This is a genomic window from Pseudomonas sp. H3_D04 (genome assembly GCF_054669175.1).
In genome coordinates, this window is record NZ_CP162801.1 from 807,684 (window position 1) to 832,874 (window position 25,191).

Annotated in this window: 19 protein-coding genes and 1 pseudogene; 12 read left to right on the forward strand and 8 right to left on the reverse strand. The window is 60.1% G+C overall.

What is annotated here, in order from left to right; all coding sequences use genetic code 11:
* Positions 1 to 42: 42 nt before the first annotated feature.
* Both arcA and arcD (AB4N91_RS03895) read right to left on the reverse strand, forming a co-directional pair.
* Positions 43 to 1,299: an arginine deiminase gene (arcA, locus tag AB4N91_RS03890; protein WP_460112134.1), complete on the reverse strand. Its 1,257-nt coding sequence runs from the start codon at positions 1,297 to 1,299 to the stop codon at positions 43 to 45.
* Between the two features lie 35 nt (positions 1,300 to 1,334).
* On the reverse strand, positions 1,335 to 2,762 hold the full coding sequence (gene arcD / locus AB4N91_RS03895) for an arginine-ornithine antiporter (RefSeq protein WP_077748699.1): 1,428 nt from the start codon (positions 2,760 to 2,762) through the stop codon (positions 1,335 to 1,337).
* A gap of 428 nt (positions 2,763 to 3,190) precedes the next feature.
* Here arcD (AB4N91_RS03895) and arcD (AB4N91_RS03900) point away from each other — a divergent pair, with 428 nt between their 5' ends.
* A complete protein-coding gene (arcD, locus tag AB4N91_RS03900) occupies positions 3,191 to 4,618 on the forward strand; it encodes an arginine-ornithine antiporter (RefSeq protein ID WP_460112135.1) in 1,428 nt (475 codons plus the stop codon).
* A gap of 128 nt (positions 4,619 to 4,746) precedes the next feature.
* Here arcD (AB4N91_RS03900) and AB4N91_RS03905 read toward each other — a convergent pair whose 3' ends face one another.
* From AB4N91_RS03905 to gap, 5 genes and pseudogenes are all read right to left on the reverse strand, one after another.
* Positions 4,747 to 6,078 carry a CoA transferase gene (locus AB4N91_RS03905; RefSeq protein WP_460112136.1) on the reverse strand — a complete coding sequence of 444 codons (1,332 nt, stop codon included), beginning with the start codon at positions 6,076 to 6,078 and terminating at the stop codon, positions 4,747 to 4,749.
* Positions 6,079 to 6,241: 163 nt separating this feature from the next.
* On the reverse strand, positions 6,242 to 6,997 hold the full coding sequence (locus AB4N91_RS03910) for a methyl-accepting chemotaxis protein (protein WP_412070806.1): 756 nt from the start codon (positions 6,995 to 6,997) through the stop codon (positions 6,242 to 6,244).
* Positions 6,998 to 7,147: 150 nt separating this feature from the next.
* Positions 7,148 to 8,380 (reverse strand): annotated as a pseudogene (locus AB4N91_RS03915) (methyl-accepting chemotaxis protein); the annotation flags it as partial.
* Between the two features lie 287 nt (positions 8,381 to 8,667).
* On the reverse strand, positions 8,668 to 9,132 hold the full coding sequence (locus tag AB4N91_RS03920) for a methylglyoxal synthase (RefSeq protein WP_200666866.1): 465 nt from the start codon (positions 9,130 to 9,132) through the stop codon (positions 8,668 to 8,670).
* 15 nt (positions 9,133 to 9,147) lie between these two features.
* Complete coding sequence (gene gap, locus AB4N91_RS03925) at positions 9,148 to 10,149, reverse strand: type I glyceraldehyde-3-phosphate dehydrogenase (protein WP_077748694.1); 1,002 nt, start codon at positions 10,147 to 10,149, stop codon at positions 9,148 to 9,150.
* A 220-nt stretch (positions 10,150 to 10,369) separates the two neighbouring features.
* Here gap and edd point away from each other — a divergent pair, with 220 nt between their 5' ends.
* The 11 genes from edd (at position 10,370) to AB4N91_RS03980 (ending at position 23,962) form a co-directional block, all read left to right on the forward strand.
* Positions 10,370 to 12,196 carry a phosphogluconate dehydratase gene (gene edd, locus AB4N91_RS03930; RefSeq protein WP_010457401.1) on the forward strand — a complete coding sequence of 609 codons (1,827 nt, stop codon included), beginning with the start codon at positions 10,370 to 10,372 and terminating at the stop codon, positions 12,194 to 12,196.
* A complete protein-coding gene (locus AB4N91_RS03935; RefSeq protein WP_010457399.1) occupies positions 12,193 to 13,143 on the forward strand; it encodes a glucokinase in 951 nt (316 codons plus the stop codon). Before edd ends, AB4N91_RS03935 begins: the two co-directional genes overlap by 4 nt.
* Positions 13,144 to 13,326: 183 nt before the next feature.
* Positions 13,327 to 14,058, forward strand: coding sequence for a response regulator (locus AB4N91_RS03940; RefSeq protein WP_010457397.1), 732 nt, complete (start codon positions 13,327 to 13,329; stop codon positions 14,056 to 14,058).
* The gene (locus tag AB4N91_RS03945; RefSeq protein ID WP_042932631.1) at positions 14,048 to 15,517 is read left to right on the forward strand and encodes an ATP-binding protein; all 1,470 of its coding nucleotides are present in this window, start codon (positions 14,048 to 14,050) and stop codon (positions 15,515 to 15,517) included. Before AB4N91_RS03940 ends, AB4N91_RS03945 begins: the two co-directional genes overlap by 11 nt.
* A gap of 227 nt (positions 15,518 to 15,744) precedes the next feature.
* Positions 15,745 to 17,004, forward strand: a complete 1,260-nt coding sequence (locus tag AB4N91_RS03950; protein WP_460112137.1) for a D-mannose isomerase — start codon at positions 15,745 to 15,747, stop codon at positions 17,002 to 17,004.
* Positions 17,005 to 17,121: 117 nt separating this feature from the next.
* Positions 17,122 to 18,423 carry an ABC transporter substrate-binding protein gene (locus tag AB4N91_RS03955; protein ID WP_010457391.1) on the forward strand — a complete coding sequence of 434 codons (1,302 nt, stop codon included), beginning with the start codon at positions 17,122 to 17,124 and terminating at the stop codon, positions 18,421 to 18,423.
* Between the two features lie 148 nt (positions 18,424 to 18,571).
* Positions 18,572 to 19,480 carry a carbohydrate ABC transporter permease gene (locus AB4N91_RS03960; protein WP_010457390.1) on the forward strand — a complete coding sequence of 303 codons (909 nt, stop codon included), beginning with the start codon at positions 18,572 to 18,574 and terminating at the stop codon, positions 19,478 to 19,480.
* Complete coding sequence (locus tag AB4N91_RS03965) at positions 19,473 to 20,318, forward strand: carbohydrate ABC transporter permease (protein WP_077748691.1); 846 nt, start codon at positions 19,473 to 19,475, stop codon at positions 20,316 to 20,318. The genes AB4N91_RS03960 and AB4N91_RS03965 overlap by 8 nt, the downstream gene beginning before the upstream one ends.
* 2 nt (positions 20,319 to 20,320) lie before the next feature.
* Entirely contained in the window at positions 20,321 to 21,481 is a 1,161-nt protein-coding gene (locus tag AB4N91_RS03970) for an ABC transporter ATP-binding protein (RefSeq protein WP_010457386.1), read from the forward strand.
* Positions 21,482 to 21,653: 172 nt separating this feature from the next.
* Positions 21,654 to 23,000, forward strand: coding sequence for a carbohydrate porin (locus tag AB4N91_RS03975; protein WP_154912407.1), 1,347 nt, complete (start codon positions 21,654 to 21,656; stop codon positions 22,998 to 23,000).
* A 107-nt stretch (positions 23,001 to 23,107) separates the two neighbouring features.
* Positions 23,108 to 23,962, forward strand: coding sequence for a D-hexose-6-phosphate mutarotase (locus tag AB4N91_RS03980; protein ID WP_010457382.1), 855 nt, complete (start codon positions 23,108 to 23,110; stop codon positions 23,960 to 23,962).
* 153 nt (positions 23,963 to 24,115) lie between these two features.
* Here AB4N91_RS03980 and AB4N91_RS03985 read toward each other — a convergent pair whose 3' ends face one another.
* Positions 24,116 to 24,976 carry a MurR/RpiR family transcriptional regulator gene (locus AB4N91_RS03985; RefSeq protein WP_169858048.1) on the reverse strand — a complete coding sequence of 287 codons (861 nt, stop codon included), beginning with the start codon at positions 24,974 to 24,976 and terminating at the stop codon, positions 24,116 to 24,118.
* Positions 24,977 to 25,191 lie beyond the last annotated feature (215 nt).

A 25,191-nucleotide genomic window follows, 5' to 3' on the forward strand; every position in this document is an offset into this window, starting at 1 on the left:
CGCCTGCTTCGCGCTTTATGAGCGCGAAGCAGGGCATAAAAATTAATAGTCGATAGGGTCACGAATGATCGGGCAGGTCATGCAGTGGCCGCCGCCACGGCCGCGCCCCAGTTCGCCAGCGCTGATGGTGATGACTTCTACACCGGCCTTGCGCAGCAGGGTGTTGGTGTAGGTGTTGCGGTCATAACCGATCACCACGCCGGGCTCCACGGCCACCACGTTGTTGCCATCGTCCCATTGCTCGCGTTCGGCAGCGAAGCTGTTGCCGCCGGTTTCCACCACGCGCAGCGCCTTGAGGTTGAGGGCCTTGGCGACGGTGTCGAGGAAGTTGGTTTCTTCGCGGCGGATGTCGATGCCGCCCGGCTTGCTGTCGTCAGGGCGCAGGGTGAAGGCTACGATCTGGTTTACCACTTCCGGGAAAATCGTCACCAGGTCGCGGTCGCAGAAGCTGAACACGGTGTCCAGGTGCATCGCTGCGCGGGACTTCGGCAGGCCGGCGACGATGACTTTCTCCACGGCGTTGTGCTTGAACAGGTTCACCGCCAGTTGGCCGATGGCCTGTCGTGACGAACGTTCGCCCATGCCGATCAACACCACACCGTTGCCGATGGGCATCACGTCGCCGCCTTCCAGGGTGGCGCTGCCGTGATCCTGGTCCGGGTCGCCGTACCAGATTTCAAAATCGGCGTTGGTGAACTGTGGGTGGAATTTGTAAATGGCAGTGGTCAGCAGGGTTTCCTGACGTCGCGCCGGCCAGTACATCGGGTTCAGCGTCACGCCACCGTAGATCCAGCAAGTGGTGTCGCGGGTGAACTGGGTGTTGGGCAGCGGCGGCAGAATGAAGCTGGAGTGGCCGAGGAAGTCGCGGAACATCTGGATGGTCTTGCCGCCGAAGCTGTCCGGCAGGTCATCGGCGGAGACACCGCCAATCAGGAACTCGGCGATATGCCGCGGTTCCAGGCTACGCAGCCACGAACCCACTTCGTTGATCAGGCCGAGGCCGACCGAGTTGGCGGCGACCTTGCGTTCCAGAATCCAGTCGAGGGCTTCGGGGATGGCAACGATGTCGGTCAGCAGGTTGTGCATTTCCAGCACATCGACGTTGCGTTCGCGCATCTTGGTGACGAAGTCGAAATGGTCACGCTTGGCCTGGGCCACCCACAGCACATCATCGAAAAGCAGTTCGTCACAGTTGTTCGGAGTCAGCCGCTGGTGGGCCAGGCCTGGGGAGCAAACCATGACTTTGCGCAGTTTGCCGGCTTCGGAATGGACGCCGTACTTAACTTTTTCGGTGGTCATTACAGTGATCCTCCAGATGACAAATGAGTCGAGTGTTACAGGGTCAGGAAGCCGTCATACAGGCCGTAGGCCGCCACCAGGGCGCCGACGACAACAGCGGCGAAAATCAGCTTCTCGACGTTGGTGAAAACCGGTTTGTTGAGCTCCATCTTGGCCTTGGCGAACAAGATCGCGCCGGGGGCATAGAGCAGGGCGGAGAGCAGCAGGTATTTGACGCCGCCGGCATAGATCAGCCAGACCGCGTAAATCAACGCGACGGCACCGATGAACAGGTCTTTGCGACGTTCGGCCGCAGCGTTTTCATAGCTCTCGCCACGTACCGCCAGCAGCAGGGCATAAGCCGCGGACCACAGATACGGCACCAGAATCATCGAGGTGGCCAGGTAGATCAGCGACAGGTAAGTGCTGGCCGAAAACAGGGTGATGACCAGGAACAGCTGCACCATTGCGTTGGTCAGCCACAAGGCGTTGACCGGTACCTGTTTGGCGTTTTCCTTGCGCAGGAACGCCGGCATGGTGTGGTCCTTGGCGGCGGCGAACATGATCTCCGCACACAACAGCACCCACGACAGCAGCGCCCCGAGCAGCGAGATGATCAGGCCGACGCTGATCAGCACGGCGCCCCATGGACCGACGACGTGTTCCAGCACCGCGGCCATCGACGGGTTCTGCAGTTTGGCCAGTTCCGGTTGGGTCATGATGCCCAGCGACAGCACGTTCACCAGCACCAGAAACAGCAACACTGTGATAAAACCGATCACGGTGGCCTTGCCGACGTCGCTGCGTTTTTCTGCCCGGGCCGAGAAAATGCTCGCGCCTTCAATGCCGATGAACACCCACACGGTGACCAGCATCATGTTGCGCACCTGGTTCATCACACTGCCCAGGTCCGGGTTTTTCAGGCCCCAGATGTCGGCGGTGAAGATGTCCAGTTTGAAGGCAAAAATCGCGATCAGCACAAACAGCACCAGTGGCACGACCTTGGCGACGGTGGTCACCAGGTTGATGAACGCCGCTTCCTTGATCCCGCGCAACACGAGGAAATGCACGCCCCAGAGCAGCACCGACGCGCCGATCACCGCAGCGACGGTGTTGCCTTCGCCGAAGATCGGGAAGAAATAGCCGAGGGTGCTGAACAGCAACACGAAATAACCGACGTTGCCCAGCCACGCACTGATCCAGTAACCCCAGGCGGATGAAAACCCCATGTAGTCGCCGAAACCGGCCTTGGCGTAGGCGTAGACACCGCCGTCCAGGTCAGGCTTGCGGTTGGCGAGGGTCTGGAACACGAAGGCCAGGGTCAGCATGCCGACCGCGGTAATCGCCCAACCGATCAGCACGGCACCGACATCGGCACTGGCGGCCATGTTTTGCGGTAAAGAGAAGATCCCGCCACCAATCATTGAGCCGACAACCAGCGCCACAAGTGCGCCGAGTTTCAGTTTACCGGGGGATTCAGACATTGCATGACCTCCAATGCAGGAGAAAAGAGACAGCAGATTAATGCTGTTAGCTATTCAGACATCTGACATAGATCAGTACATCGACACATTCCATTGTTAATGAAAGACTTATGAAACTTTTACGGGCATAAGGATATCGCTGGAAAAGCCCTTTCCAGAGGCTTCGGCCAGTTCAGGCGTGAATGATGCATAGCACTTTTGAATTTTGACCTTAGTCCGGTTTTGGCTTTCTGCCAATTTTGTCATCTGTTTTCGGTGTGGAATGGATTTATCAAAATTGACATACAAAACTGTTACACACCGATCCCATAGAATTATCGGCTATAAATAGAAGGCGTTATTTTCCGTTAGTTAATAAACGCTTAAACCCGTTATCCATTTAGTTAAAGTTATGCCTCAATGGCCATGCCGTAAAAAAGGGACGCAAGATGGTGCAAACGACGCAAAAGCTTCGCCTCAGTGCGCTGATCGCCCTGGTCGTCGGTTCGATGATCGGCGGCGGGATTTTTTCCTTGCCGCAAAACATGGCGGCGCGTGCCGATGCCGGGGCGATATTGATTGGTTGGGCGATCACTGCGGTCGGCATGCTGACCCTGGCCTTCGTGTTCCAGACCCTGGCCAATCGCAAACCCGAACTCGATTCCGGGGTGTACGCCTACGCCAAGGCCGGGTTCGGCGATTACATGGGGTTTTCATCCGCCTGGGGTTACTGGATCAGCGCCTGGCTGGGCAACGTCGGTTATTTCGTGTTGCTGTTCAGTACCCTCGGTTATTTCTTTCCGGTGTTTGGCCAGGGCAACACGCCGATCGCCATCGGTTGCGCCTCGGTGCTGCTGTGGGCCGTGCATTTTCTGGTGCTGCGCGGGATCAAGGAGGCGACGTTCATCAACCAGCTGACCACCGTGGCCAAGATCGTGCCGCTGATCATGTTCATCGTCATCGCCGCCGTGGCCTTCAAGGCGGACGTCTTCACCCGCGATATCTGGGGAAGCAGCAACCCGAATTTCGGCGGTGTCATGGAGCAGGTGCGCAACATGATGCTGGTCACCGTGTTCGTGTTCATTGGCATTGAAGGCGCCAGTGTGTACTCGGCCAGGGCGGAGAAACGCTCGGACGTCGGCCGGGCAACGGTGATCGGTTTTCTCGGCGTGTTGGCGTTATTGGTGCTGGTGAACGTGTTATCCCTGGGGATCATGAGCCAGCCGGAATTGGCCACCCTGCAAAACCCGTCACTGGCGGCGGTGCTGGAGCACATTGTCGGTCCTTGGGGGGCGCTGCTGATCAGCATCGGCCTGGCGATTTCGCTGTTGGGTGCATTGTTGTCCTGGGCGCTGCTTTGCGCCGAAATCCTTTTCGCCACGGCTAAAGACAAGACCATGCCGGCCTTTCTGACCAAGGAAAACGCCAACCATGTACCGGTCAATGCGCTGTGGCTGACCAACGTAATGATCCAGATTTTTCTGCTGATCACGCTGTTTTCGGCAGGCACTTACACCAGCCTGATCTACCTCGCGTCGTCGATGATCCTGGTGCCGTATCTGTGGTCGGCAGCGTATGCGGTGCTGTTGAGCGGACGCGGCGAAACCTACGAGCACGCATCGGCCGAGCGGACCAAGGACCTGATGATCGGCGGCATCGCCCTGGGTTACGCGGTGTGGTTGTTGTATGCGGGCGGGGTGAAATATCTGCTGCTGTCGGCGTTGTTGTATGCGCCGGGGGTGATCTTGTTTGCCAAGGCCAAGCGAGAGCAAGGCGAGCCGCTGTTTACCCATCTCGAGAAAGGGATTTTTACCTGCGTCATCAGCGGGGCGGGGCTGGCGGCGTATGGGTTGTACAGCGGGTTGCTGTCGTTGTGAGGTGGCGGCTGGCACCGGTTTTGTATTGAGTGTTCTGGCCCCATCGCGAGCAAGCTCGCTCCCACAGGTTTTGTGTTCGACGCAGATCCAATGTGGGAGCGAGCCTGCTCGCGATAGCTATCTGACGGTCACCACCACTGCGCGCGATGGGCACCCAATTCCGAAGCCGGAAGTGTCCACTGCAACGGTGTGCCGGTGATTTTCAAAGGCATATGAAGCCGATGCGCCGGCCCCCAAGGCGTTTGCTCGATCAACATCCCCTGATCATTTTCATCTTCAGCTCGCAGCGCCTCATCCGTCCCGGCACCGTTTTCAATCAACAATTTCGCCGTTCGCGCCAACGACAACCTGGCCGACCCACCCCGTCCCAATAACGTGATCGCCGCAGCCGCCATCAAATACCCGGTCGCATGATCCAGCGCCTGAACGGGCAGCGGCGTCGGTTTGTCCGCTTTCTTCCACTGCCGGCCCGCGTCGGCAATGCCGCTGCTCATCTGCACCAGGCTGTCGAAGCCACGGCGGTTACGCCACGGGCCGCTCCAACCGTAGGCGTTGAGGCACACATCAATCAGGCCCGGCGCCAGTTTTTCCCGCTCGGCGACACCGTAACCCAACTTTTCCAGTGCGTCGGCGCGGTAGCCGTGGAGCACGATATCGGCGTCCTTGAGCAGGCTTTCGAACACCGCTCGATCATCGTTGTTGTGCAGGTCCAGCCGTGCGCAGCGTTTGCCCAACGTGACTTCGGGCACCACGCCGGGTTCGTTCCAGGTCGGTGGGTCGATGCGCAATACATCGGCGCCGAGGCCGGCGAGAAAACGACTGGCGACGGGACCGGCCAACACGCGGGTCAAGTCCAGCACCTTGATGCCTGCCAACGGTTGCGCCACAGAACCTTTCCAGGGTTTCGCGTGTTGACCGCTGCCGGCGCTGAACTGAATCAACGGCTCGGCGTTCACCGCCAGGCCCTGGGGATGCGCCTGCCATTGTGCCCAGTTGCGCATCTCGGCGGCGCAGCCGCCGGCATCGACCACGGCCTGTTCCAGATCGGTTTTCGCCCATTGCGCAACCTTGCTCGCCATCGCCGCACGGTCGGCACAAGTGCCGAGCACGCTTTCGGCGGCGGCGCGGTGATGCGGCGCGTTGGTGTGCAAGCGGATCCAGCCGTCCTGGGTCGCGTAGTCCCCGGCCACCGGGTCCCACAGCGGCGGAACGCTCCAGCCCACGGGGCGGATCGAGGTGGCGAACCAGAAAGAGGCCAGGCGGCGGTCGACTTCAAGGTTGGGCAAGCGACCGGTGTGTTGTTGCAGTAATTCGCTGACTGCCTGACCGGCGGCGGCGATGCTGGCACAGGCCAGATCAGTGACGGCAAACGCCGAGGGCAGGGCGCCGCTCGACGTAAAGGGAATTGGCGTGTGAGACAAGCCAAGCGCGGCTTGAATGGACGTGAGTAAACCAGTCATCGAAGGCCCTCCGGAACGAGAGCCCGAGCATAGATCAAACAGGTGATGAAGCGGATGAAACCTGTAGGAGCGAGGCTTGCCCGCGAAGAACGATAATGCGGTCTATCTGAAAACCGCAGCGCTCCCTTCGCGGGCAAGCCTCGCTCCTACAGGGCTGTGGCTGTTACACCCGGAACTGATCCATCAATTTCATCTGGTGGGTGGTCAGCGAGTTGAGCTGGCTGCTGATCTGCGCCGATTCGGTGGCCTGGCCGGTCAGGGTTTCGGTGACGGTGCGGATCGCCGAGACGTTACGGTTGACCTCTTCGGCCACCGCGCTTTGCTGTTCGGCGGCGCTGGCGATTTGCAGGTTCATGTCGCTGATCACGGTGACCGCGTCGCTGATTTTGCTCAAGGCCTGGACCGCTTGCTGGATCTGTCCGGCGTTGCTGTGGGCCTGGGTCTGGCTCGAATGCATGGTGGCCACCACGCCGCGTGTGCCGGTCTGGATGCGCTCGATCACGACGCGGATTTCTTCCACCGAGTCCTGGGTGCGTTTGGCCAGGTTGCGCACTTCGTCGGCCACCACGGCAAACCCGCGACCACTTTCGCCGGCACGGGCCGCTTCGATCGCCGCGTTGAGGGCGAGCAAGTTGGTCTGTTCGGCAATGCTGCGGATCACTTCCAGCACCGAACCGATCTGCTCGCTGTTCACCGCCAGCGCCTCGACTTCAGTCACAGCCTTGCTGACTTCGTCGGCCAGTTGATTGATGTCGCGGGTGCTGCGCTCGATGATCGACATGCCATCGCGCGCCGATTGATCCGCACCTTTAGCCGCGTTGGCCGCGTTCGACGCACTGTTGGCGACTTCGTGGGCGGTGGCGCTCATTTCGTTTGACGCTGTGGCGACCTGGTCGATTTCGCGGAACTGCACCTGCATGCCTTCGCTGGTCTGACGGGCGATTTCCGAGGATTGGTCGGCGGTGCCACGAGCGTCGGTGATGCTTTGTTTGATCTGCGCGATGGTCGGTTGCAGCTTGTCGAGGAAGCGGTTGAACCAGCTGACCAGTTCGCCCAGTTCATCTTTTTTGCTGTAGTGCAGGCGTTGGGTCAGGTCGCCGTCGCCGCTGGCAATCGCCTTGAGCATCTCGGCGACGCTGTTGATCGGCCGGGTCACGCCGGACGCGGTGAGCCAGATCAGCAACAGACCGACCAGGCCTGCCGCGACAGCCACCAGCACCGCTTTGATCGTGCCGCTTTGCTGGGCTTCATCGAGCACCGCTTGCAGCTTGACCGAATCGGCCAGCAGCACTTGCTTGGGCAGGTCAATCACCACGCCCCAGGCTTTGGAGTCGCTGATCGGGCTGACCGGGTACACCGCACGAATCACTTCGCCTTGTTCGAGGATCTTCGGCGTGCCACCGCTGAGCAGTTGCAGGATGTCCTTGCCGTCAGCGCCGAGGGTCGCATCAATGCCTTTGCCGACCTTGCTCGCATCGACGCTGTAACCAGCCAATACACCGCTGCCGGAGACAATCAGCATGTGCCCGGCGCTATTGAACAGGTCACGCTGGGAATCGACCGCGGCCGCTTGCAGGGCGTCGAGGGCGATGTCGATACCGACCACGCCGATGGATTTGCCGTCCACCAGCAGCGGCACGGAAATGGTGGTCATCAGCATTTCCTTGCCGCCGACGGTGTCGGCATACGGGTCCAGCAAGCAGGTGCGTTTGCTGTCGCGAGGGCAGGTGTACCAGCTGTTGTACGGCGTGCCGCTGAGGCTCAGGGTGGTTTTGGTCATGTCGTCTTCGACCATGATCGTGTTGATCCCGGCCCCGCCGGCACGGCTCCAGTAACTGGCAAAACGCCCAGATTCGTTGGACTGGCGGGCCGCATCGTTGGCGAACTCGCTGTCCTTGCCGTCCAGGCCGTTGGGCTCGAACGCCAACCAGATCCCCAGCACTTTGCTGTTGCGCTCAAACGCGGTTTTCAGGCTCTGGTTCAACTCCTCACGCAGGGCCCCGGCCTCAAGCGAACGCTTGGCGGCCATGGCGCGCATGTCCTTGATCTGATCGGCCAGGGCAGTCACCACCAACAGGCTTTCACCGAATGTCTTCTGCACCCGCACCGCTTGCTCGGCGGCCTTGGCCTGGAGCAGGTCCTGCACGCTGGTGGTGAGCATCTTGCGGCTGGAGGCGCTGACCAGCTCATCGTTCTGGTTGGTCTGGTAGAAGTTCATACCAACGATCAACGCGACCACGCCAAGCAGGCACAGGCCGGACAGCAAGACGATTTTCAGACGGATAGAGAGAGAGTCGAACATAGGGCGAACTCGCGAAGGGATGAAGTGTTGGCTGTGGGTCGATGTCGACCCGGTTCGCCAAGTCCATTCAGCGCCATTCAATGCACATCGGCGTGGGACGAGGATGCATGATGGTGGCCCCGACGAACGGTAGGGGTTGAACGTTTGCGCGGAAAAATCTGCCGAAAACAGGGCTTAAAACGGGGGAAATCGCGGGGAGATTCTGAGGCTGGCGTACCTGATCCTTCTTGAACGGACGATGATGTCCATTATCCGTTCAAGGGATCAGTGATGGATCCGAAAGCGGTTCAGGCGCGACCCAACAGATAGGTCGCGTAATCGGGGATGCGGTGGGCGTGAGCCTGCTCCATCATCGGGCTGCTGAGCAGGTAGTCGGCGCTGCATTCGTTGCACGCCACCGGAATGTTCCAGACCGCCGCGACCCGCAGCAACGCCTTGATGTCCGGGTCATGGGGTTGCGGTTCGAACGGGTCCCAGAAAAACACCAGCATGTCGACCCGCTGCTCGGCAATGCGCGCACCGAGTTGCTGGTCGCCGCCCAAGGGGCCGCTGATCATGCTTTCCACCGGCAGGTCCAGGCGTTGTTGCAACAACAGCCCGGTGGTGCCGGTGGCGACCAGTTCATGTTGCGCAAGCTTGTCCTTCTGCCGCTCGGCCCAGTCCAGCAAAAATACCTTGCAGTGGTCATGGGCGACCAAGGCGATACGCTTGCGCGCCGCCATGGTCTTTTGCGTGAAGCTGATACCGATCATCGGTTTAGCTCCCCGTTACTCAGCGTTGCACAGCGCCAGGCAGTTATCGAGCATGCGGTTGGAGAAGCCCCATTCGTTGTCGTACCAGGCCAGTACCTTGAGCAGCTTGCCGCTGGACTTGGTGTGGTTGGCGTCGAAGATCGACGACAGCGGGTTGTGATTGAAGTCGCTGGAGACCAGCGGCAGGGTGTTGTAGCCGAGAATCTTCGAGTGCTGGGCGGCTTCTTTGAGCAGTGCATTCACTTCATCGGCCGATGCTTCACGCTTGAGCTGCACGGTCAGGTCCACCAGCGACACGTTGATCACCGGAACACGTACCGCCATGCCGGTCAGTTTGCCGGCCAGTTCCGGCAGCACCAGGCCGACCGCTTCAGCGGCGCCGGTCTTGCTCGGGATCATGTTCTGGGTGGCCGAACGGGCGCGGTACGGGTCCGTGTGGTAGACATCGGTCAGGTTCTGGTCGTTGGTGTAGGCGTGGATCGTGGTCATCAGACCGCTTTCGATGCCCAGTTCGCGGTGCAGCACCTGCGCCACCGGGGCCAGGCAGTTAGTGGTGCACGACGCGTTGGAAATGATCTGGTGCGATTGGCGCAGAATGTCGTGGTTGACCCCGTAGACCACGGTGGCGTCGGCGCCTTTGGCCGGGGCCGAGATAATCACTTTGCGCGCGCCGGCCGTAATATGCGCGGCGGCTTTGGCACGGTCGGTGAACAGACCGGTGCACTCGAACACCACATCAATTTTTTCCGCGGCCCAAGGCAACTCGGCCGGGTTGCGGATGGCACTGACGGCAATACGGTCACCGTTGACGGTCAGGCTTTCTTGATCGTGCTGGACATCGGCGTCGAACGTGCCGTGAACGGTGTCGTACTTGAGCAGATGAGCGTTCATCGCGCTGTCGCCAAGGTCATTGATGGCAACGATCTGCAGATCCTGGCGATAGCCTTGGGTATACAGTGCGCGCAGGACATTGCGGCCAATTCGGCCAAAACCATTGATTGCGATTCGAAGAGTCATTTAACAGGGCCGCCGTCGTTTTGTTGTTGGAATTACAAGATTATTCGCATAAAAATAGAAAACAAGCCTTTTTAATGGCAATATTTTGTTCAATCTACAACGAGTGACCTGAATCAACTGGTCCGACCGATCAAGAAAACCGTCTGTCATCCCATCGACACCGGCTCTTGCTCAGCATAGACAATCAGGTCGCCACATCCGTTAGCCTGGAGTTCTACACATGCATCCCCGCGTCCTTGAGGTCACCGAACGGCTTATCGCCCGTAGCCGCGCAACCCGTGAGGCTTACCTTGCGCTTATTCGCGATGCAGCCAGCGACGGTCCGATGCGCGGCAAGCTGCAATGCGCCAACTTCGCCCACGGCGTGGCCGGTTGCGGCACTGAAGACAAGCACAGTCTGCGGATGATGAACTCCGCCAACATTGCGATTGTTTCGTCATATAACGACATGCTCTCGGCGCATCAGCCTTACGAAGTCTTTCCTGAACAGATCAAAAAAGCCCTGCGCGAGATCGGCTCCGTCGGTCAGTTCGCCGGTGGCACCCCGGCCATGTGCGATGGCGTGACCCAAGGTGAGCCGGGCATGGAGCTGAGCCTGCCGAGCCGTGAGGTGATTGCGCTGTCCACCGCCGTGGCGCTGTCCCACAACATGTTCGATGGCGCGCTGATGCTCGGCATCTGCGACAAGATCGTCCCGGGCCTGATGATGGGCGCACTGCGTTTCGGTCATCTGCCGACGATCTTCGTCCCGGGCGGGCCGATGGTCTCGGGCATTTCCAACAAGCAGAAAGCCGACGTGCGTCAGCGTTATGCCGAAGGCAAGGCCAGTCGCGAAGAGCTGCTGGAATCGGAAATGAAGTCCTACCACAGCCCGGGTACCTGCACTTTTTACGGCACCGCCAACACCAACCAGTTGCTGATGGAAGTCATGGGCCTGCACTTGCCGGGCGCCTCGTTCGTCAACCCGAACACCCCGTTGCGCGATGCCCTGACCCGCGAAGCGGCGCATCAGGTGACGCGTCTGACCAAGCAGAACGGTGACTTTATGCCGATCGGCGAAATCGTCGACGAGCGTTCGCTGGTCAACTCCATCGTGGCGCTGCACGCCACCGGCGGATCGACCAACCACACCTTGCACATGCCCGCTATCGCCATGGCGGCCGGCATTCAACTGACCTGGCAGGACATGGCCGACCTCTCCGAAGTCGTGCCGACCCTGAGCCACGTCTACCCGAACGGCAAAGCCGACATCAACCATTTCCAGGCGGCGGGCGGCATGTCATTCCTGATCCGCGAACTGCTGGAAGCCGGGCTGCTGCACGAAAACGTCAACACGGTGCTGGGCCACGGCTTGAGCCGTTACACCATGGAGCCGTTCCTCGAAAACGGCGAGCTGGTCTGGCGCGAAGGCCCGATCGAAAGCCTCGACGAAACCATTCTTCGCCCGGTCGCGCGTGCGTTCTCGCCTGAGGGCGGCTTGCGGGTGATGGAAGGCAACCTCGGACGTGGCGTGATGAAAGTCTCCGCCGTTGCCTTGGAAAACCAGATCGTCGAAGCGCCAGCCATGGTGTTCCAGGATCAGCAGGACCTGGCCGACGCGTTCAAGGCCGGTTTGCTGGAGAAGGATTTTGTCGCGGTGATGCGCTTCCAGGGCCCGCGCTCCAATGGCATGCCGGAGCTGCACAAAATGACGCCGTTCCTCGGCGTGCTGCAGGATCGCGGCTTCAAAGTCGCGCTGGTGACCGACGGGCGCATGTCCGGCGCGTCGGGGAAAATCCCGGCAGCGATTCATGTCAGTCCCGAAGCTTATGTCGGCGGTGCTCTTGCGCGGGTGCAAGAGGGCGATATCATCCGCGTCGATGGCGTCAAAGGCACCCTGGAGCTTAAGGTGGACGCCGAAGAATTTGCAGCGCGCACCCCGGCCAAGGGCCTGTTGGGCAACAACATTGGCAGCGGTCGCGAACTGTTTGGTTTCATGCGCATGGCCTTCAGCTCCGCAGAGCAGGGCGCCAGCGCCTTTACTTCTGCCCTGGAGACGCTTAATTGAAACTGGCTTTGGTCGGTGACATCGGTGGGACCAACGCACGTTTCGCGTTGTGGAAAAACCAGCAACTGGAAGCGATCCAGGTGCTGGCAACGGCCGACCACGCCAGCCCGGAAGAGGCGATTGCCCTCTATCTGGGCGGGCTTGGCCTGGCGCCGGGTTCGATCGGCTCGGTATGCCTGTCGGTGGCCGGCCCGGTGAGCGGTGATGAATTCAAGTTCACCAATAATCACTGGCGGCTCAGTCGCAAAGATTTTTGCAAGGCATTGCAGGTCGATCAGTTGTTGCTGGTCAATGATTTTTCGGCGATGGCGCTGGGCATGACCCGTTTGCAGCCGGGTGAGTTTCGGGTGGTCTGCGAAGGCACGCCTGAGCCGCTGCGGCCTGCCGTGGTGATCGGTCCGGGCACGGGGCTGGGTGTCGGCACCTTGCTGGACCTGGGTGAAGGCCGTTTTGCCGCCTTGCCAGGGGAGGGCGGTCACGTCGATCTGCCCTTGAGCAGTCTGCGTGAAACCCAACTGTGGCAACACATCTTCAATGAGATCGGGCATGTCAGCGCTGAAACGGCCTTGAGCGGCAGCGGTTTGCCGCGGGTCTACCGGGCGATTTGTGCGGTGGACGGTCATGAGCCGGTGCTCGATACTCCGGAATCGATAACCGCTGCCGGTCTGGCGGGTGACCCGATTGCGCTGGAAGTGCTGGAGCAGTTCTGCTGCTGGCTCGGTCGTGTCGCCGGCAACAACGTGCTGACCACGGGAGCTCGCGGTGGCGTGTATATCGTCGGCGGAGTGATTCCGCGGTTTGCCGATTTCTTCGTTGAAAGCGGCTTTGCCCGGTGCTTCGCCGACAAGGGCTGCATGAGCGATTACTTCAAAGGCATCCCTGTGTGGCTGGTGACGGCGCCGTATTCCGGGTTGATGGGTGCGGGTGTGGCGCTCGATCAGGCCTAACACCGAGTCGCGCCCTTCGCGGGCAAGCCTCGCTCCTACAGGTTTTATGTCGTTCACGGAATTCGCGAACGGCTCTGACCTTGCAGGAGCGAGGCTTGCCCGCGAAGGCGTCCGTACAGGCACCAACGATTTACCCGCGATCAGGCATAATCCGCCCAATTCAAACAACAAGGACGCCGCCCCGTGAGCTCAGTCAACAAGTCGATTTTGTTGGTCGATGATGATCAAGAGATACGCGAGTTGCTGGACACCTACCTGACCCGCGCCGGTTTCCAGGTCCGCACCACGCCCGATGGCGCGGGCTTTCGCCAAGCGATGAACGAAGCGCCGAGCGATCTGGTGATCCTCGACGTGATGCTGCCCGACGAAGACGGTTTCAGCCTTTGCCGCTGGATCCGCCAACACCCGCGTCAGGCGCAGGTGCCGATCATCATGCTCACCGCCAGCTCCGACGAGGCCGACCGCGTCATTGGCCTGGAACTGGGCGCCGACGACTACCTCGGTAAACCATTCAGCCCCCGTGAATTGCAGGCGCGCATCAAGGCCTTGTTGCGCCGCGCGCAGTTCGGTCAGGAACGTTCCGGCGGTGAAGTGCTGGCGTTCGACGACTGGCGGCTGGACATGGTCAGCCACCGGCTGTTCCACATTGACGGCGAAGAAGTGATTCTCTCCGGCGCCGATTTTGCGCTGCTGAAACTGTTCCTCGATCATCCGCAGGAAATCCTCGACCGCGACACCATCGGTAACGCCACCCGTGGCCGCGATCTGATGCCGCTGGATCGCATCGTCGACATGGCGGTCAGCCGTTTGCGTCAGCGCCTGCGTGATACCGAAAAACCGCCGCGATTGATCCGTACCGTGCGTGGCAGCGGCTACCAACTGGCCGCCAATGTGGTTGCCAGCAATGGCCACTGAGTGGTTGCGCAAGCTCGCCGCCCGCGTGCCGATGCCGCGTTCGCTGCTCGGGCGCATGTTGCTGCTGACCCTGTTGGCGGTGCTGTTCGCGCAGACCTTGTCGAGCGTGATCTGGGTGTCGCAACTGCGTGCCACCCAACTTGAAGGCCTGGTCACCAGTGCCCGCAGCCTGGCCCATTCGATGACGGCCAGCGTCAGTTATTTTCGTTCGCTGCCGGTGGCGTTTCGTCCCTTGGTGCTCGACCAATTGCGCAGCATGGGCGGCACCCGTTTCGTGGTGACCCTCAACGACAAGCCGCTGGGCATGGAAGTGTTGCCGATCACCCCGCGCAAGGAAGCCGTGCTCAAGGCCGTGGATCAGGTATTGCGCGAGTCCCTCGGCCAAGACACGGATATCTCGGTGACCTTCGTCAGCCCCGAAGACCTGCGGATCTTCAACAGCGGGCTGAAACTCGATGAGTTGCCGCGTTCATGGGCGCATTACGCGCTGACGCTGGAACCGGTGAACCCGCCGGTGCTGGTCACGCAAATCCAGATGGCGCCGGGCGAGTGGCTGTACATCGCCTCGCTGTTGCCCGAGCCCTACACCAGCCTTGAAGAACAGGGCCTGCCGGCGCAGCAGGTCTGGTTCATTGTGCTCACCAGTGGCTTTTTGCTGTTGTTCATCGGCCTGTTGGTGCACTGGCAGAGTCGTCCGCTCAAACGCCTGGCGCGGGCGGCGCGGGATATGTCCCTCGGTGCCGAAGTCGAACCGGTGGCCGAAGGCGGCGGCAGTGAAGTGGTCGAAGTGGGCCGCGCTTTCAATGCGATGCGCGAGCGCATCAGCCGTTACCTGACCGAACGCAGCCAGTTATTCAGCGCAATTTCCCATGACCTGCGCACGCCGATTACCCGGTTAAGGCTGCGGGTCGAATTGCTTGAAGACGAACAGCTGCAAGCCAAGTTCGGCCGCGATCTGGATGAGCTGGAATTGCTGGTCAAGGGCGCGCTGCAATGCGTGAAAGACACCGATATTCACGAAAACATCGAGCCGGTGGATCTGAACCATGTGCTCGATTGTCTGGTGGAACCGTACCTGGCGCCCAACGGTAATGGTCGCGTCACCCAGCAGGGCCGGGCGCTGGCGGCGTACCCGGGCAAACCGCTGGCGCTCAAGCGCTGCATCGGCAACCTGATCGACAACGCATTGAAGTATGGGCAGAACGCGCATTTGCATATCGATGACGACGAGAGCGCCTTCATCCTGCATGTCGATGACGAAGGGCCAGGCGTGCCGGAGCAACGGATGGAGCAGGTGTTCGAACCGCACTTCCGGTTGGCCGGGCAGCAGCAGGGATATGGCTTGGGGTTGGGGATTGCGCGCAACATTGCCCATAGCCATGGCGGTGAAGTCAGCCTGCAAAACCTGCGTGAAGGCGGGTTGCGGGTGACGTTGCAGTTGCCTCGCAGTGTTGACTAGATTGACCGCGTTATCGTTCTTCGCGAGCAGGCTCGCTCCCACAGGGAATTTGTGTGCACCGCAGAACCCATGTGGGAGCGAGCCTGCTCGCGAAGACGTCAGACCATTAAACAAATCTCTCAAGCTAAATGTCACAAACCGGTGACATAACTCGCCCCCTTCGTTACAAGCCCGCCCCCGCCCGTTGTTTAGACTGCCCTCAGTCAAAACAACAAAAAAGGCACCCCATGGACACCTTCCAACCTGCCTTCAGCAGTTGGCTGAATGCACCTGCCCATCAACAATGGCTCGCGGCCGAAGGCTTGCGCCTGTTGGCATTTGCCAAGGCTTCAAAGCTTGCCGAAGGCTTCGGCAATCTCAATGAAAAGGGCCGTCTCCCGGCCAACGCCCACGCCGAAACCATGAACACCGCCCGCATGACCCACAGCTTCGCCATGGCGCATATTCAGGGTTTGCCAGGGTTTGCCGAGCTGGTCGATCACGGCATTCAGGCGCTCAGCGGCCCGTTGCGTGATGCCGAACACGGCGGCTGGTTTGCCGCTGCCCATCATCACGATGACAACACCGGCAAGGCCGCTTACCTGCATGCCTTCGTGGCCCTCGCGGCCAGTTCGGCGGTCGTCGCCCAGCGCCCCGGTGCACAGGCGTTGCTCGACGATGCGATCAACATCATCGACACGCATTTCTGGAGCGAGGAGGAGGGTGCGATGCGCGAATCCTTTGCTCGCGACTGGAGCGGAGAAGAAGCCTACCGCGGCGCCAACAGCAACATGCACGCCACCGAAGCCTTTCTCGCCCTGGCCGATGTCACCGACGACCACCGCTGGCTGGTCCGCGCTCAGCGCATCGTCGAGCGCGTCATTCATGGTCATGCCGCTGCCAACGACTACCTGGTGGTCGAGCATTTCGATCGCGATTGGCAGCCGCTGCGCGAGTACAACCACGACAACCCGGCCGACGGTTTCCGCCCTTACGGCACCACGCCGGGCCACGGTTTCGAATGGGCGCGGCTGTTGCTGCACCTCGAAGCGGCACGCGTGCAAGCCGGCATGCTCACGCCGGGTTGGCTGGCCACCGACGCGCAAAAACTCTTCGATCACAACTGCCGTCACGGCTGGGATGTCGACGGGCTGCCCGGGATTGTCTACACCCTCGACTGGGACAATCGCGCGGTGGTTCGCCATCGCTTGCACTGGACCCATTGCGAAGCCAGTGCCGCCGCCAGCGCGTTGCTTAAACGCACTGGGGATACGCAATACGAAACCTGGTACCGGCTGTTCTGGGATTTCTGTGACAGTCATTTCATCGACCGCTGCGATGGCAGTTGGCACCATGAGCTCGACCCGCAAAACCGTCCAAGTGCCGATATCTGGGCCGGTAAACCGGATCTGTATCACGCCTGGCAAGCCGTCCTGATCCCGCGCCTGCCACTGGCGCCGAGCATGGCCAAGGCCTTGGGGCAGTTGTCCCAGAGCGCTCCTGTGTAACCATGTGGTGACATTCAAGCGTCCCTTCGTTACCTGCGAGGGGATAACTCCTGTTTAAAATCCTATGCAGCGCAAGCACCAGACTTGCATGCATAACAACAAGAAAGGTAATTCTAGATGAATGCGATTTCTCGCCTCGCTACTGTCATTTCTCTTGCCTCATTGCTCCCTATCTCTGCATTCCCTGTCAGTGCGCTTGCCGCCGATTCCAAAGGTTCGGTAGAAGTCGTTCACTGGTGGACCTCCGGTGGCGAAAAAGCGGCCGTTGATGTCCTCAAGGCCCAAGTCGAAAAAGACGGTTTCACCTGGAAGGACGGCGCCGTTGCCGGTGGTGGCGGTGCGACCGCCATGACCGTGCTGAAGAGCCGCGCCGTTGCAGGCAACCCACCGGGCGTCGCACAGATCAAAGGCCCGGACATCCAGGAATGGGCGTCTACCGGTCTGCTCGACACCGACGTCTTGAAAGACGCGGCCAAAACCGAGAAGTGGGACAGTCTGCTCGACAAGAAAGTCTCCGATACCGTGAAGTACGAAGGTGACTACGTGGCCGTGCCGGTGAACATTCACCGCGTCAACTGGCTGTGGATCAACCCGGAAGTCTTCAAGAAAGCCGGCATCGAAAAAGCGCCAACCACCCTTCAGGAATTCTACGCAGCCGGTGACAAGCTCAAGGCAGCGGGCTTCATTGCGCTTGCCCACGGCGGCCAGCCTTGGCAGGACAGCACCGTGTTCGAAGCGGTGGTCCTGTCGGTCATGGGCGTCGACGGCTACAAGAAAGCCCTGGTCGACCTGGACAACGCAGCATTGACCGGTCCTGAAATGGTCAAGGCGCTGACCGAGCTGAAGAAAGTCGCGACCTACATGGACGCCGACGGCAAAGGCCAGGACTGGAACCTGGAAGCGGCCAAGGTCATCAACGGCAAGGCCGGTATGCAGATCATGGGCGACTGGGCCAAGAGCGAGTGGACAGCCGCCAAGAAAGTCGCCGGCAAGGACTACGAGTGCGTAGCGTTCCCGGGCACCGACAAGGCGTTCACCTACAACATCGACTCCCTGGCTGTGTTCAAGCAGAAAGACAAAGGCACTGCTGCTGCTCAACAGGACATTGCCAAGGTCGTGCTGGGTGAGAACTTCCAGAAAGTCTTCAGCATCAACAAGGGCTCGATCCCGGTTCGAATCGACATGCTGAACGACATGGGCAAGTACGGTTTCGACTCCTGCGCCCAGACCGCTGCCAAGGACTTCCTGGTGGACGCCAAGTCCGGCGGCCTGCAGCCGAGCATGGCGCACAACATGGCGACCACGCTGGCGGTACAGGGCGCGTTCTTTGATGTGGTGACCAACTTCATCAACGACCCGAAAGCCGATCCGGCGACTGCCGCCAAGCAATTGGGCACGGCCGTCAAAGCTGCCAAGTAATGCTTGGCCCCTGTAGGAGCGAGCCTGCTCGCGATAGCGGTGTATCAGTTGATACATCCAGAGTCTGACACTCAGCTATCGCAAGCAGTCTCACGCCTGCAAGGGTCAGCATTTCCAACGTAAATTTTCTCTCGTACGGGATCTTCCCATGAGTTCTGTTGCTGTGTTCAGCAAGGCCTCGCCGTTCGATGCACTGCAGCGCTGGCTACCGAAACTGGTGCTGGCGCCGAGCATGTTCATCGTCCTGGTGGGCTTCTATGGCTATATCCTGTGGACGTTCATCCTGTCGTTCACCACCTCGACCTTCCTGCCGACTTACAAATGGGCGGGCCTGGCGCAGTACCAGCGGCTGTTCGACAACGACCGTTGGTGGGTAGCGAGCAAGAACCTGGCGGTGTTCGGCGGCATGTTCATCGGCATCACCTTGGTGATCGGTGTGCTGCTGGCGGTGTTTCTTGACCAGCGCATTCGTCGCGAAGGTTTCATTCGCACCATTTACCTGTACCCGATGGCGCTCTCGATGATCGTCACCGGTACCGCGTGGAAGTGGCTGCTCAACCCGGGCATGGGCCTGGACAAATTGCTGCGTGACTGGGGTTGGGAAGGCTTTCGCCTGGACTGGCTGATCGACCCGGATCGCGTCGTGTATTGCCTGGTGATCGCGGCGGTCTGGCAAGCCTCGGGCTTCATCATGGCGATGTTCCTCGCCGGCCTGCGTGGCGTGGATCAATCGATCATCCGTGCTGCCCAGATCGATGGCGCGAGCATGCCGCGCATTTACCTGAAAGTGGTGTTGCCGAGCCTGCGTCCGGTGTTCTTCAGCGCGGTCATGATCCTGGCCCACATCGCGATCAAGAGTTTCGACCTGGTGGCGGCAATGACTGCCGGTGGCCCGGGTTATTCCTCTGACCTGCCTGCGATGTTCATGTATTCCTTCACCTTCAGTCGCGGCCAGATGGGCATGGGCTCGGCCAGTGCGATTCTGATGCTCGGTGCGATTCTCGCAATCATCGTGCCTTACCTGTACTCCGAGCTGAGGACCAAGCGTCATGACTAATTTCGCTGCCAAACCATCCATCAGCCTGAGTCGCATCGCCATCTACGGCGTGCTGATCCTGGCGGTATTCCTTTACCTGATACCGCTGGTGGTCATGCTGTTGACCAGTTTCAAGACGCCGGAAGACATCAACTCCGGCAACCTGCTGAGCTGGCCGACCGTGGTCAGCGGCATTGGCTGGGTCAAGGCCTGGGGCACGGTTGACGGGTACTTCTGGAACTCGATCAAGATCACCGTTCCGGCGGTACTGATCTCCACCGCCATCGGTGCACTGAACGGCTATGTGCTGTCGATGTGGCGCTTTCGTGGCTCGCAACTGTTCTTCGGTCTGCTGCTGTTCGGTTGCTTCCTGCCGTTCCAGACCGTCCTGCTGCCGGCCTCGTTCACTCTCGGCAAGATGGGCCTGGCCAGCACCACCACCGGCCTGGTGTTCGTGCACGTGGTCTACGGCCTGGCGTTCACCACGCTGTTCTTCCGTAACTATTACGTCAGCGTTCCCGATGCGCTGGTGAAGGCGGCGCGGCTCGATGGCGCGGGTTTCTTCACCATCTTCCGCTTGATCATCCTGCCGATGTCCACCCCGATCATCATGGTCTGCCTGATCTGGCAGTTCACCCAGATCTGGAACGACTTCCTGTTCGGCGTGGTGTTCTCCAGCGGTGATTCGCAACCCATTACGGTGGCGTTGAACAACTTGGTCAACACCAGTACCGGGGCCAAGGAATACAACGTTGATATGGCGGCGGCGATGATCGCCGGGCTGCCGACCCTGCTGGTCTATGTGGTCGCAGGCAAGTATTTCGTGCGCGGGCTGACGGCCGGCGCAGTCAAGGGGTAATCATGGCTACGCTCGAACTTCGCAATGTAAACAAGACCTATGGTCCCGGCCTGCCGGACACCCTCAAGAACATCGAACTGTCGATCAAGGACGGTGAGTTCCTGATCCTGGTCGGACCTTCGGGTTGCGGTAAATCGACCCTGATGAATTGCATCGCCGGCCTGGAAACCATCACCGGCGGCGCGATCATGATCGGTGATCAGGACGTCAGCGGCATGAGCCCGAAAGACCGCGACATCGCCATGGTGTTCCAGTCCTACGCGCTGTACCCGACCATGAGCGTGCGCGAGAACATCGCTTTCGGCTTGAAGATCCGCAAAATGCCCGCCGCCGACATCGAAGCGGAAGTGGCGCGGGTATCCAAGCTGTTGCAGATCGAACACTTGCTCAACCGCAAGCCCGGTCAACTCTCCGGTGGTCAGCAACAGCGCGTGGCCATGGGCCGTGCCCTGGCGCGTCGTCCGAAGATTTATCTGTTCGACGAACCGCTGTCCAACCTCGACGCCAAGCTGCGCGTCGAGATGCGCACTGAAATGAAACTGATGCACCAGCGCCTGAAAACCACCACGGTCTACGTGACCCACGACCAGATCGAAGCGATGACCCTGGGCGACAAAGTTGCGGTGATGAAGGACGGGATCATTCAGCAGTTCGGTACGCCAAAGGACATCTACAACAACCCGGCCAACCTGTTCGTGGCGAGCTTCATCGGCTCGCCGCCGATGAACTTCATTCCGCTGCGTTTGCAGCGCAAGGACGGTCGTCTGGTGGCGCTGCTGGACAGCGGCCAGGCGCGTTGCGAATTGCCGATGGGCATGCAGGACGCCGGTCTGGAAGACCGTGAAGTGATCCTCGGCCTGCGCCCGGAGCAGATCGTTCTGGCGGGCAGCGAGCCGAACGGTTTGCCGACCATTCGCGCCGAAGTCCAGGTCACCGAACCGACCGGTCCCGACACCCTGGTGTTCGTCAATCTCAACGACACCAAAGTCTGCTGCCGCCTGGCGCCGGACGTCGCGCCGAATGTGGGCGAGACCCTGACCCTGCAATTCGATCCATCGAAAGTGCTGTTGTTCGATGCCAAGACGGGGGAGCGCCTGGGGGTGGCCGGTCAACCAAAAGCCGAGAGCCACGGCGCCAACGTCGCCCAATTCAAAGGCCGCTGAAGATTAAAACTGTAGGAACCAGGCTTGCCGACGAAGGCGATTTCAGGGTCGCCTTCGCCGGCAAAACTGGCTCCTGCAGGGGGGATATGCGGTGAGCGGCCTGTCGCTCTCCGCACCTGATGTAACCGCGTTAAATAAAAACAGTTAATAACAATAAAACGAGGATGTAGGGATGAAGAAGAACAACAACGCTCAGCTTATCTGCCAGTTGTCCGCGGTTGCGGCCATGATGCTGGCCGGTAGTGTGCACGCGGCTGACGCGTTCAGCGCCGATTCCGAATGGATGACCGGCGATTGGGGGGGCGAGCGGACCAAGCTGATCGAGCGGGGCATCGACATCAAGATGGACTACGTCGGTGAAGTCGGTAGCAACCTTCACGGTGGCTACAACAACGACAAGACCGCGCGTTACGCCGACCAGTTTGGCCTGGGCGTGGCGCTGGACCTGCAAAAGCTGTGGGGCTGGGATAACACCCAGGCCAAGGTCCAGCTCACCAACCGTAACGGTGAGAACATCTCCAATGACCGTGTCGGCGATCCGCGTGCCGGCACCTTGAGTTCCTCCCAGGAAGTCTACGGCCGTGGCCACATGGTTCGCCTGACCCAACTGTGGATCAAGCACCAGTTCCTCGATGGCAAACTGGACGTCAAGGCCGGTTACTTCGGCGAAGGCGAAGACTTCAACACCTTCCCGTGCGAGTTCCAGAACCTGGCGTTCTGCGGTTCCCAAGCGGGTAACTGGGCGACCAACATCTGGTACAACTGGCCGGTCATGCAGGCTGCGGTTCGCGTGAAGTACAACATCTCGCCTGAGTGGTATGCGCAGATCGGCGCGTACAACCAGAACCCGTCGCAACTGGAGCACGGTAACGGCTTCAAGCTGAGCGGCAGTGGTACCAAGGGCACCGTGTTGCCGGTCGAACTGGTCTGGTTGCCTAACCCTGGCAACCTGCCGGGCGAATACCGTGTCGGTTACTACAAAAGCACGGCCAAGGCCGATGACGTTCGTGAAGACGACAACGGTAATGACGCCGCAACCAGCGGTAACGCCTATCGCAGCCACAGCAGCAAGTCCGGCTACTGGTTCGTTGCGCAGCAACAACTCACCACCCACAACGGTGACGCTTCCCGCGGTCTGAACATTGCTGCCAACGCTACCTTCCACGACAAGGACACCAACTTCGTCGATAACTACCAGTCGCTGATGCTGGTGTACAAAGGCCCGTTCGATGCACGGCCGAAGGATGACTTCGGTATCGGTGCCGCCCGTATCCATGTCAACGATGACGTTAAGAAAAACTCAGAGTTGGTCAACGCCTCCAACAATGTCACTGACTATCAGGACCCGCTGTTCGCGCCGCTGCGTAACACTGAGTACAACTACGAGATCAACTACGGCTTCCACGTCACCAACTGGCTGACCGTGCGTCCTAACCTGCAATACATCACTCACCCGGGCGGTGTGGATGAAGTCGACAACGCGCTGGTGGCCGGCCTGAAAATTCAGTCGGTGTTCTAACGCTGTTGCGATAAGCTCCTCTCTATGTGCGCATTTTTGCGGACAGCCTTGGCTGTCCGCTTTTTTTTGGGGCGGCGCACCCCGGATGATTTTCAGGACCGTGGCACATGCATGAGCATCCGCTACAACGCTTCTTCAAATCCTTGCGCGAACGTCCGGTGTTTGCGTGGGAGCGCTATCAGAAGCGCGATGTGCTGGTGATCGATCACCCGCTGTGTCAGGCGGTGTTCAGCCGGCAGGGCGCGCAGTTGCTGCACTTCCAGCCCAAGGGCCAGAAGCCCTGGCTCTGGTGCGCGGCGAAGTGGCCACAAGTCGGCGCGATTCGTGGCGGTGTGCCGGTATGCTGGCCGTGGTATGGCCGTCATCCAAGCGAAAACGCCTGGCCTTCCCATGGCTGGGCACGGTTGATCGACTGGAAACTGCTCGACAGCAGCCATGACGACGATGGCGTGCGCCTGCATTGGCAACTTCAGCTGTGTGACTGGCAAGTGGACCTGCACGCACACTTGGGCGAACGCATGGATCTGCGCCTGAGCACCGAGCATCAGGACAGCCTGCCGTGCCAATTGAGCCAGGCGTTGCATGCCTATTGGCGTATTGGTGATGTCGGTGAGATAGCGCTGTCCGGACTCGATGGCGCCCACGGTTACGACCAGTTGAACCGCCAGGTTTGCCAGCAGGAAGGCGAGTTGAGAGTTGATGGTGGGTGTCAGCGGGTGTTCCAGCATGACGGTGAATTGCAGCTCAAGGACCACGCCTGGCAGCGCGAGTTGTGCATCGACACCGGTGACCATGCGGATACGGTGGTCTGGCATCCGGGGGCGCGACCGTTGCTGGGGGTGAGCTGGAACGAGATTTCAGAATTTGTGTGTGTCGAGGCGGCGAGTGGCGGGACCGACAGTTTGAGCCTGGCGCCGGGGCAGAAAGCGCATTTGAGTTTGCAGGCGCGGGTGGGGGTTTAGTTCCAGAATCTTTGCGCCTGGGCTGGCCCTTTCGCGAGCAGGCTCGCCCCCACAGTGGACCTGCTTTGAATACAAATACAGTGTCCACCGAAGATCTAATGTGGGAGCGAGCCTGCTCGCGATGAGGCCAGGACAGGCAATGAAGATATTGACCTAGTTAAACTCATCCCCAACCGGATACCGACTGGCATTCAGGCTCTCTTTGATCTTGCGCAAATGCGGCTGGAAGTCCACGCCACGGCGCAAGGTCATGCCGGTGGCCAGCACATCCAGCACGGTCAGCTGGATGATCCGCGACGTCATCGGCATATAGATGTCGGTGTCTTCCGGCAACGGAATGTTCAGGCTCAAGGTGCTGGCCTTGGCCAAAGGCGACCCCTCGGCTGTCAGCCCCAGCACTGAAGCGCCGTTCTCCCGGGCGATACGCGCCACTTCCACCAGTTCGCGGGTGCGGCCGGTGTAGGAAATGATCACGAACAACTCGCCGGTATGCGCTACTGACGCAATCATGCGCTGCATCAGCACGTCGGCATGGGCGGTGACCGCCAGGTTGAAGCGGAAGAACTTGTGCTGCGCGTCCAGCGCCACCGGGGCCGAGGCGCCAAGGCCGAAGAAGTGGATCTGCCGGGCCTGGATCAACAGGTCGACGGCGCGGCTGATCAGGTTCGGGTCCAGTGCCTGCAAGGCACTGTCCAGCGACGCGATGGCGCTGCCGAAAATCTTCTTGGTGTACGCCTCGGGATTGTCATCGGCCTCGACTGCACGGCTGACATACGCCGCGCCGCTGGCCAGGCTCTGGGCCAGTTGAAGCTTGAGCTCCGGGTAGCCACTGACGCCGAACGAACGGCAGAAACGGTTGACCGTCGGCTCGCTGACCTTCGAGGCCTGGGCGAGCGCGGCAATGCTGAACCGGGTGGCCAGCTCAGGGTTGAGCAGGATCACTTCGGCGACTTTGCGTTCCGCCTTGTTCAGGTCTTCAAGGCGATTCTGGATCTGTTCCAGTAAATTTCGCACGCGGTCCATATATGTTCCTTAGCTCCGCAAACAAGAGAGCAATGCAAATAAGGGCCCCGGCTATGCAAATTGGGACTTTGATCGGGCCCGTCACGGTGGCCTATCCTACTGATGGCTCCGACCGACCACCACTCGGAATCTGTATTTTGCGAAAATGTTGTGGTTATTACTACATTTTCCCTTGAGTGATGCCTTGAAAAAAGGTATTTGTAGCT

Bases quoted from the DNA above. Each gene is read 5' to 3' on its own strand.
- AB4N91_RS03950 (WP_460112137.1), top strand. From the start codon at position 15,745: ATGGACACCTTCCAACCTGCCTTCAGCAGTTGGCTGAATGCACCTGCC.
- AB4N91_RS03965 (WP_077748691.1), top strand. From the start codon at position 19,473: ATGACTAATTTCGCTGCCAAACCATCCATCAGCCTGAGTCGCATCGCC.
- arcD (WP_077748699.1), bottom strand. From the start codon at position 2,762: ATGTCTGAATCCCCCGGTAAACTGAAACTCGGCGCACTTGTGGCGCTG.
- AB4N91_RS03960 (WP_010457390.1), top strand. From the start codon at position 18,572: ATGAGTTCTGTTGCTGTGTTCAGCAAGGCCTCGCCGTTCGATGCACTG.
- arcA (WP_460112134.1), bottom strand. From the start codon at position 1,299: ATGACCACCGAAAAAGTTAAGTACGGCGTCCATTCCGAAGCCGGCAAA.
- AB4N91_RS03980 (WP_010457382.1), top strand. From the start codon at position 23,108: ATGCATGAGCATCCGCTACAACGCTTCTTCAAATCCTTGCGCGAACGT.
- AB4N91_RS03955 (WP_010457391.1), top strand. From the start codon at position 17,122: ATGAATGCGATTTCTCGCCTCGCTACTGTCATTTCTCTTGCCTCATTG.
- AB4N91_RS03970 (WP_010457386.1), top strand. From the start codon at position 20,321: ATGGCTACGCTCGAACTTCGCAATGTAAACAAGACCTATGGTCCCGGC.
- AB4N91_RS03905 (WP_460112136.1), bottom strand. From the start codon at position 6,078: ATGACTGGTTTACTCACGTCCATTCAAGCCGCGCTTGGCTTGTCTCAC.
- gap (WP_077748694.1), bottom strand. From the start codon at position 10,149: ATGACTCTTCGAATCGCAATCAATGGTTTTGGCCGAATTGGCCGCAAT.
- edd (WP_010457401.1), top strand. From the start codon at position 10,370: ATGCATCCCCGCGTCCTTGAGGTCACCGAACGGCTTATCGCCCGTAGC.
- arcD (WP_460112135.1), top strand. From the start codon at position 3,191: ATGGTGCAAACGACGCAAAAGCTTCGCCTCAGTGCGCTGATCGCCCTG.
- AB4N91_RS03920 (WP_200666866.1), bottom strand. From the start codon at position 9,132: ATGATCGGTATCAGCTTCACGCAAAAGACCATGGCGGCGCGCAAGCGT.
- AB4N91_RS03975 (WP_154912407.1), top strand. From the start codon at position 21,654: ATGAAGAAGAACAACAACGCTCAGCTTATCTGCCAGTTGTCCGCGGTT.
- AB4N91_RS03910 (WP_412070806.1), bottom strand. From the start codon at position 6,997: ATGCAGGTGCAGTTCCGCGAAATCGACCAGGTCGCCACAGCGTCAAAC.
- AB4N91_RS03945 (WP_042932631.1), top strand. From the start codon at position 14,048: ATGGCCACTGAGTGGTTGCGCAAGCTCGCCGCCCGCGTGCCGATGCCG.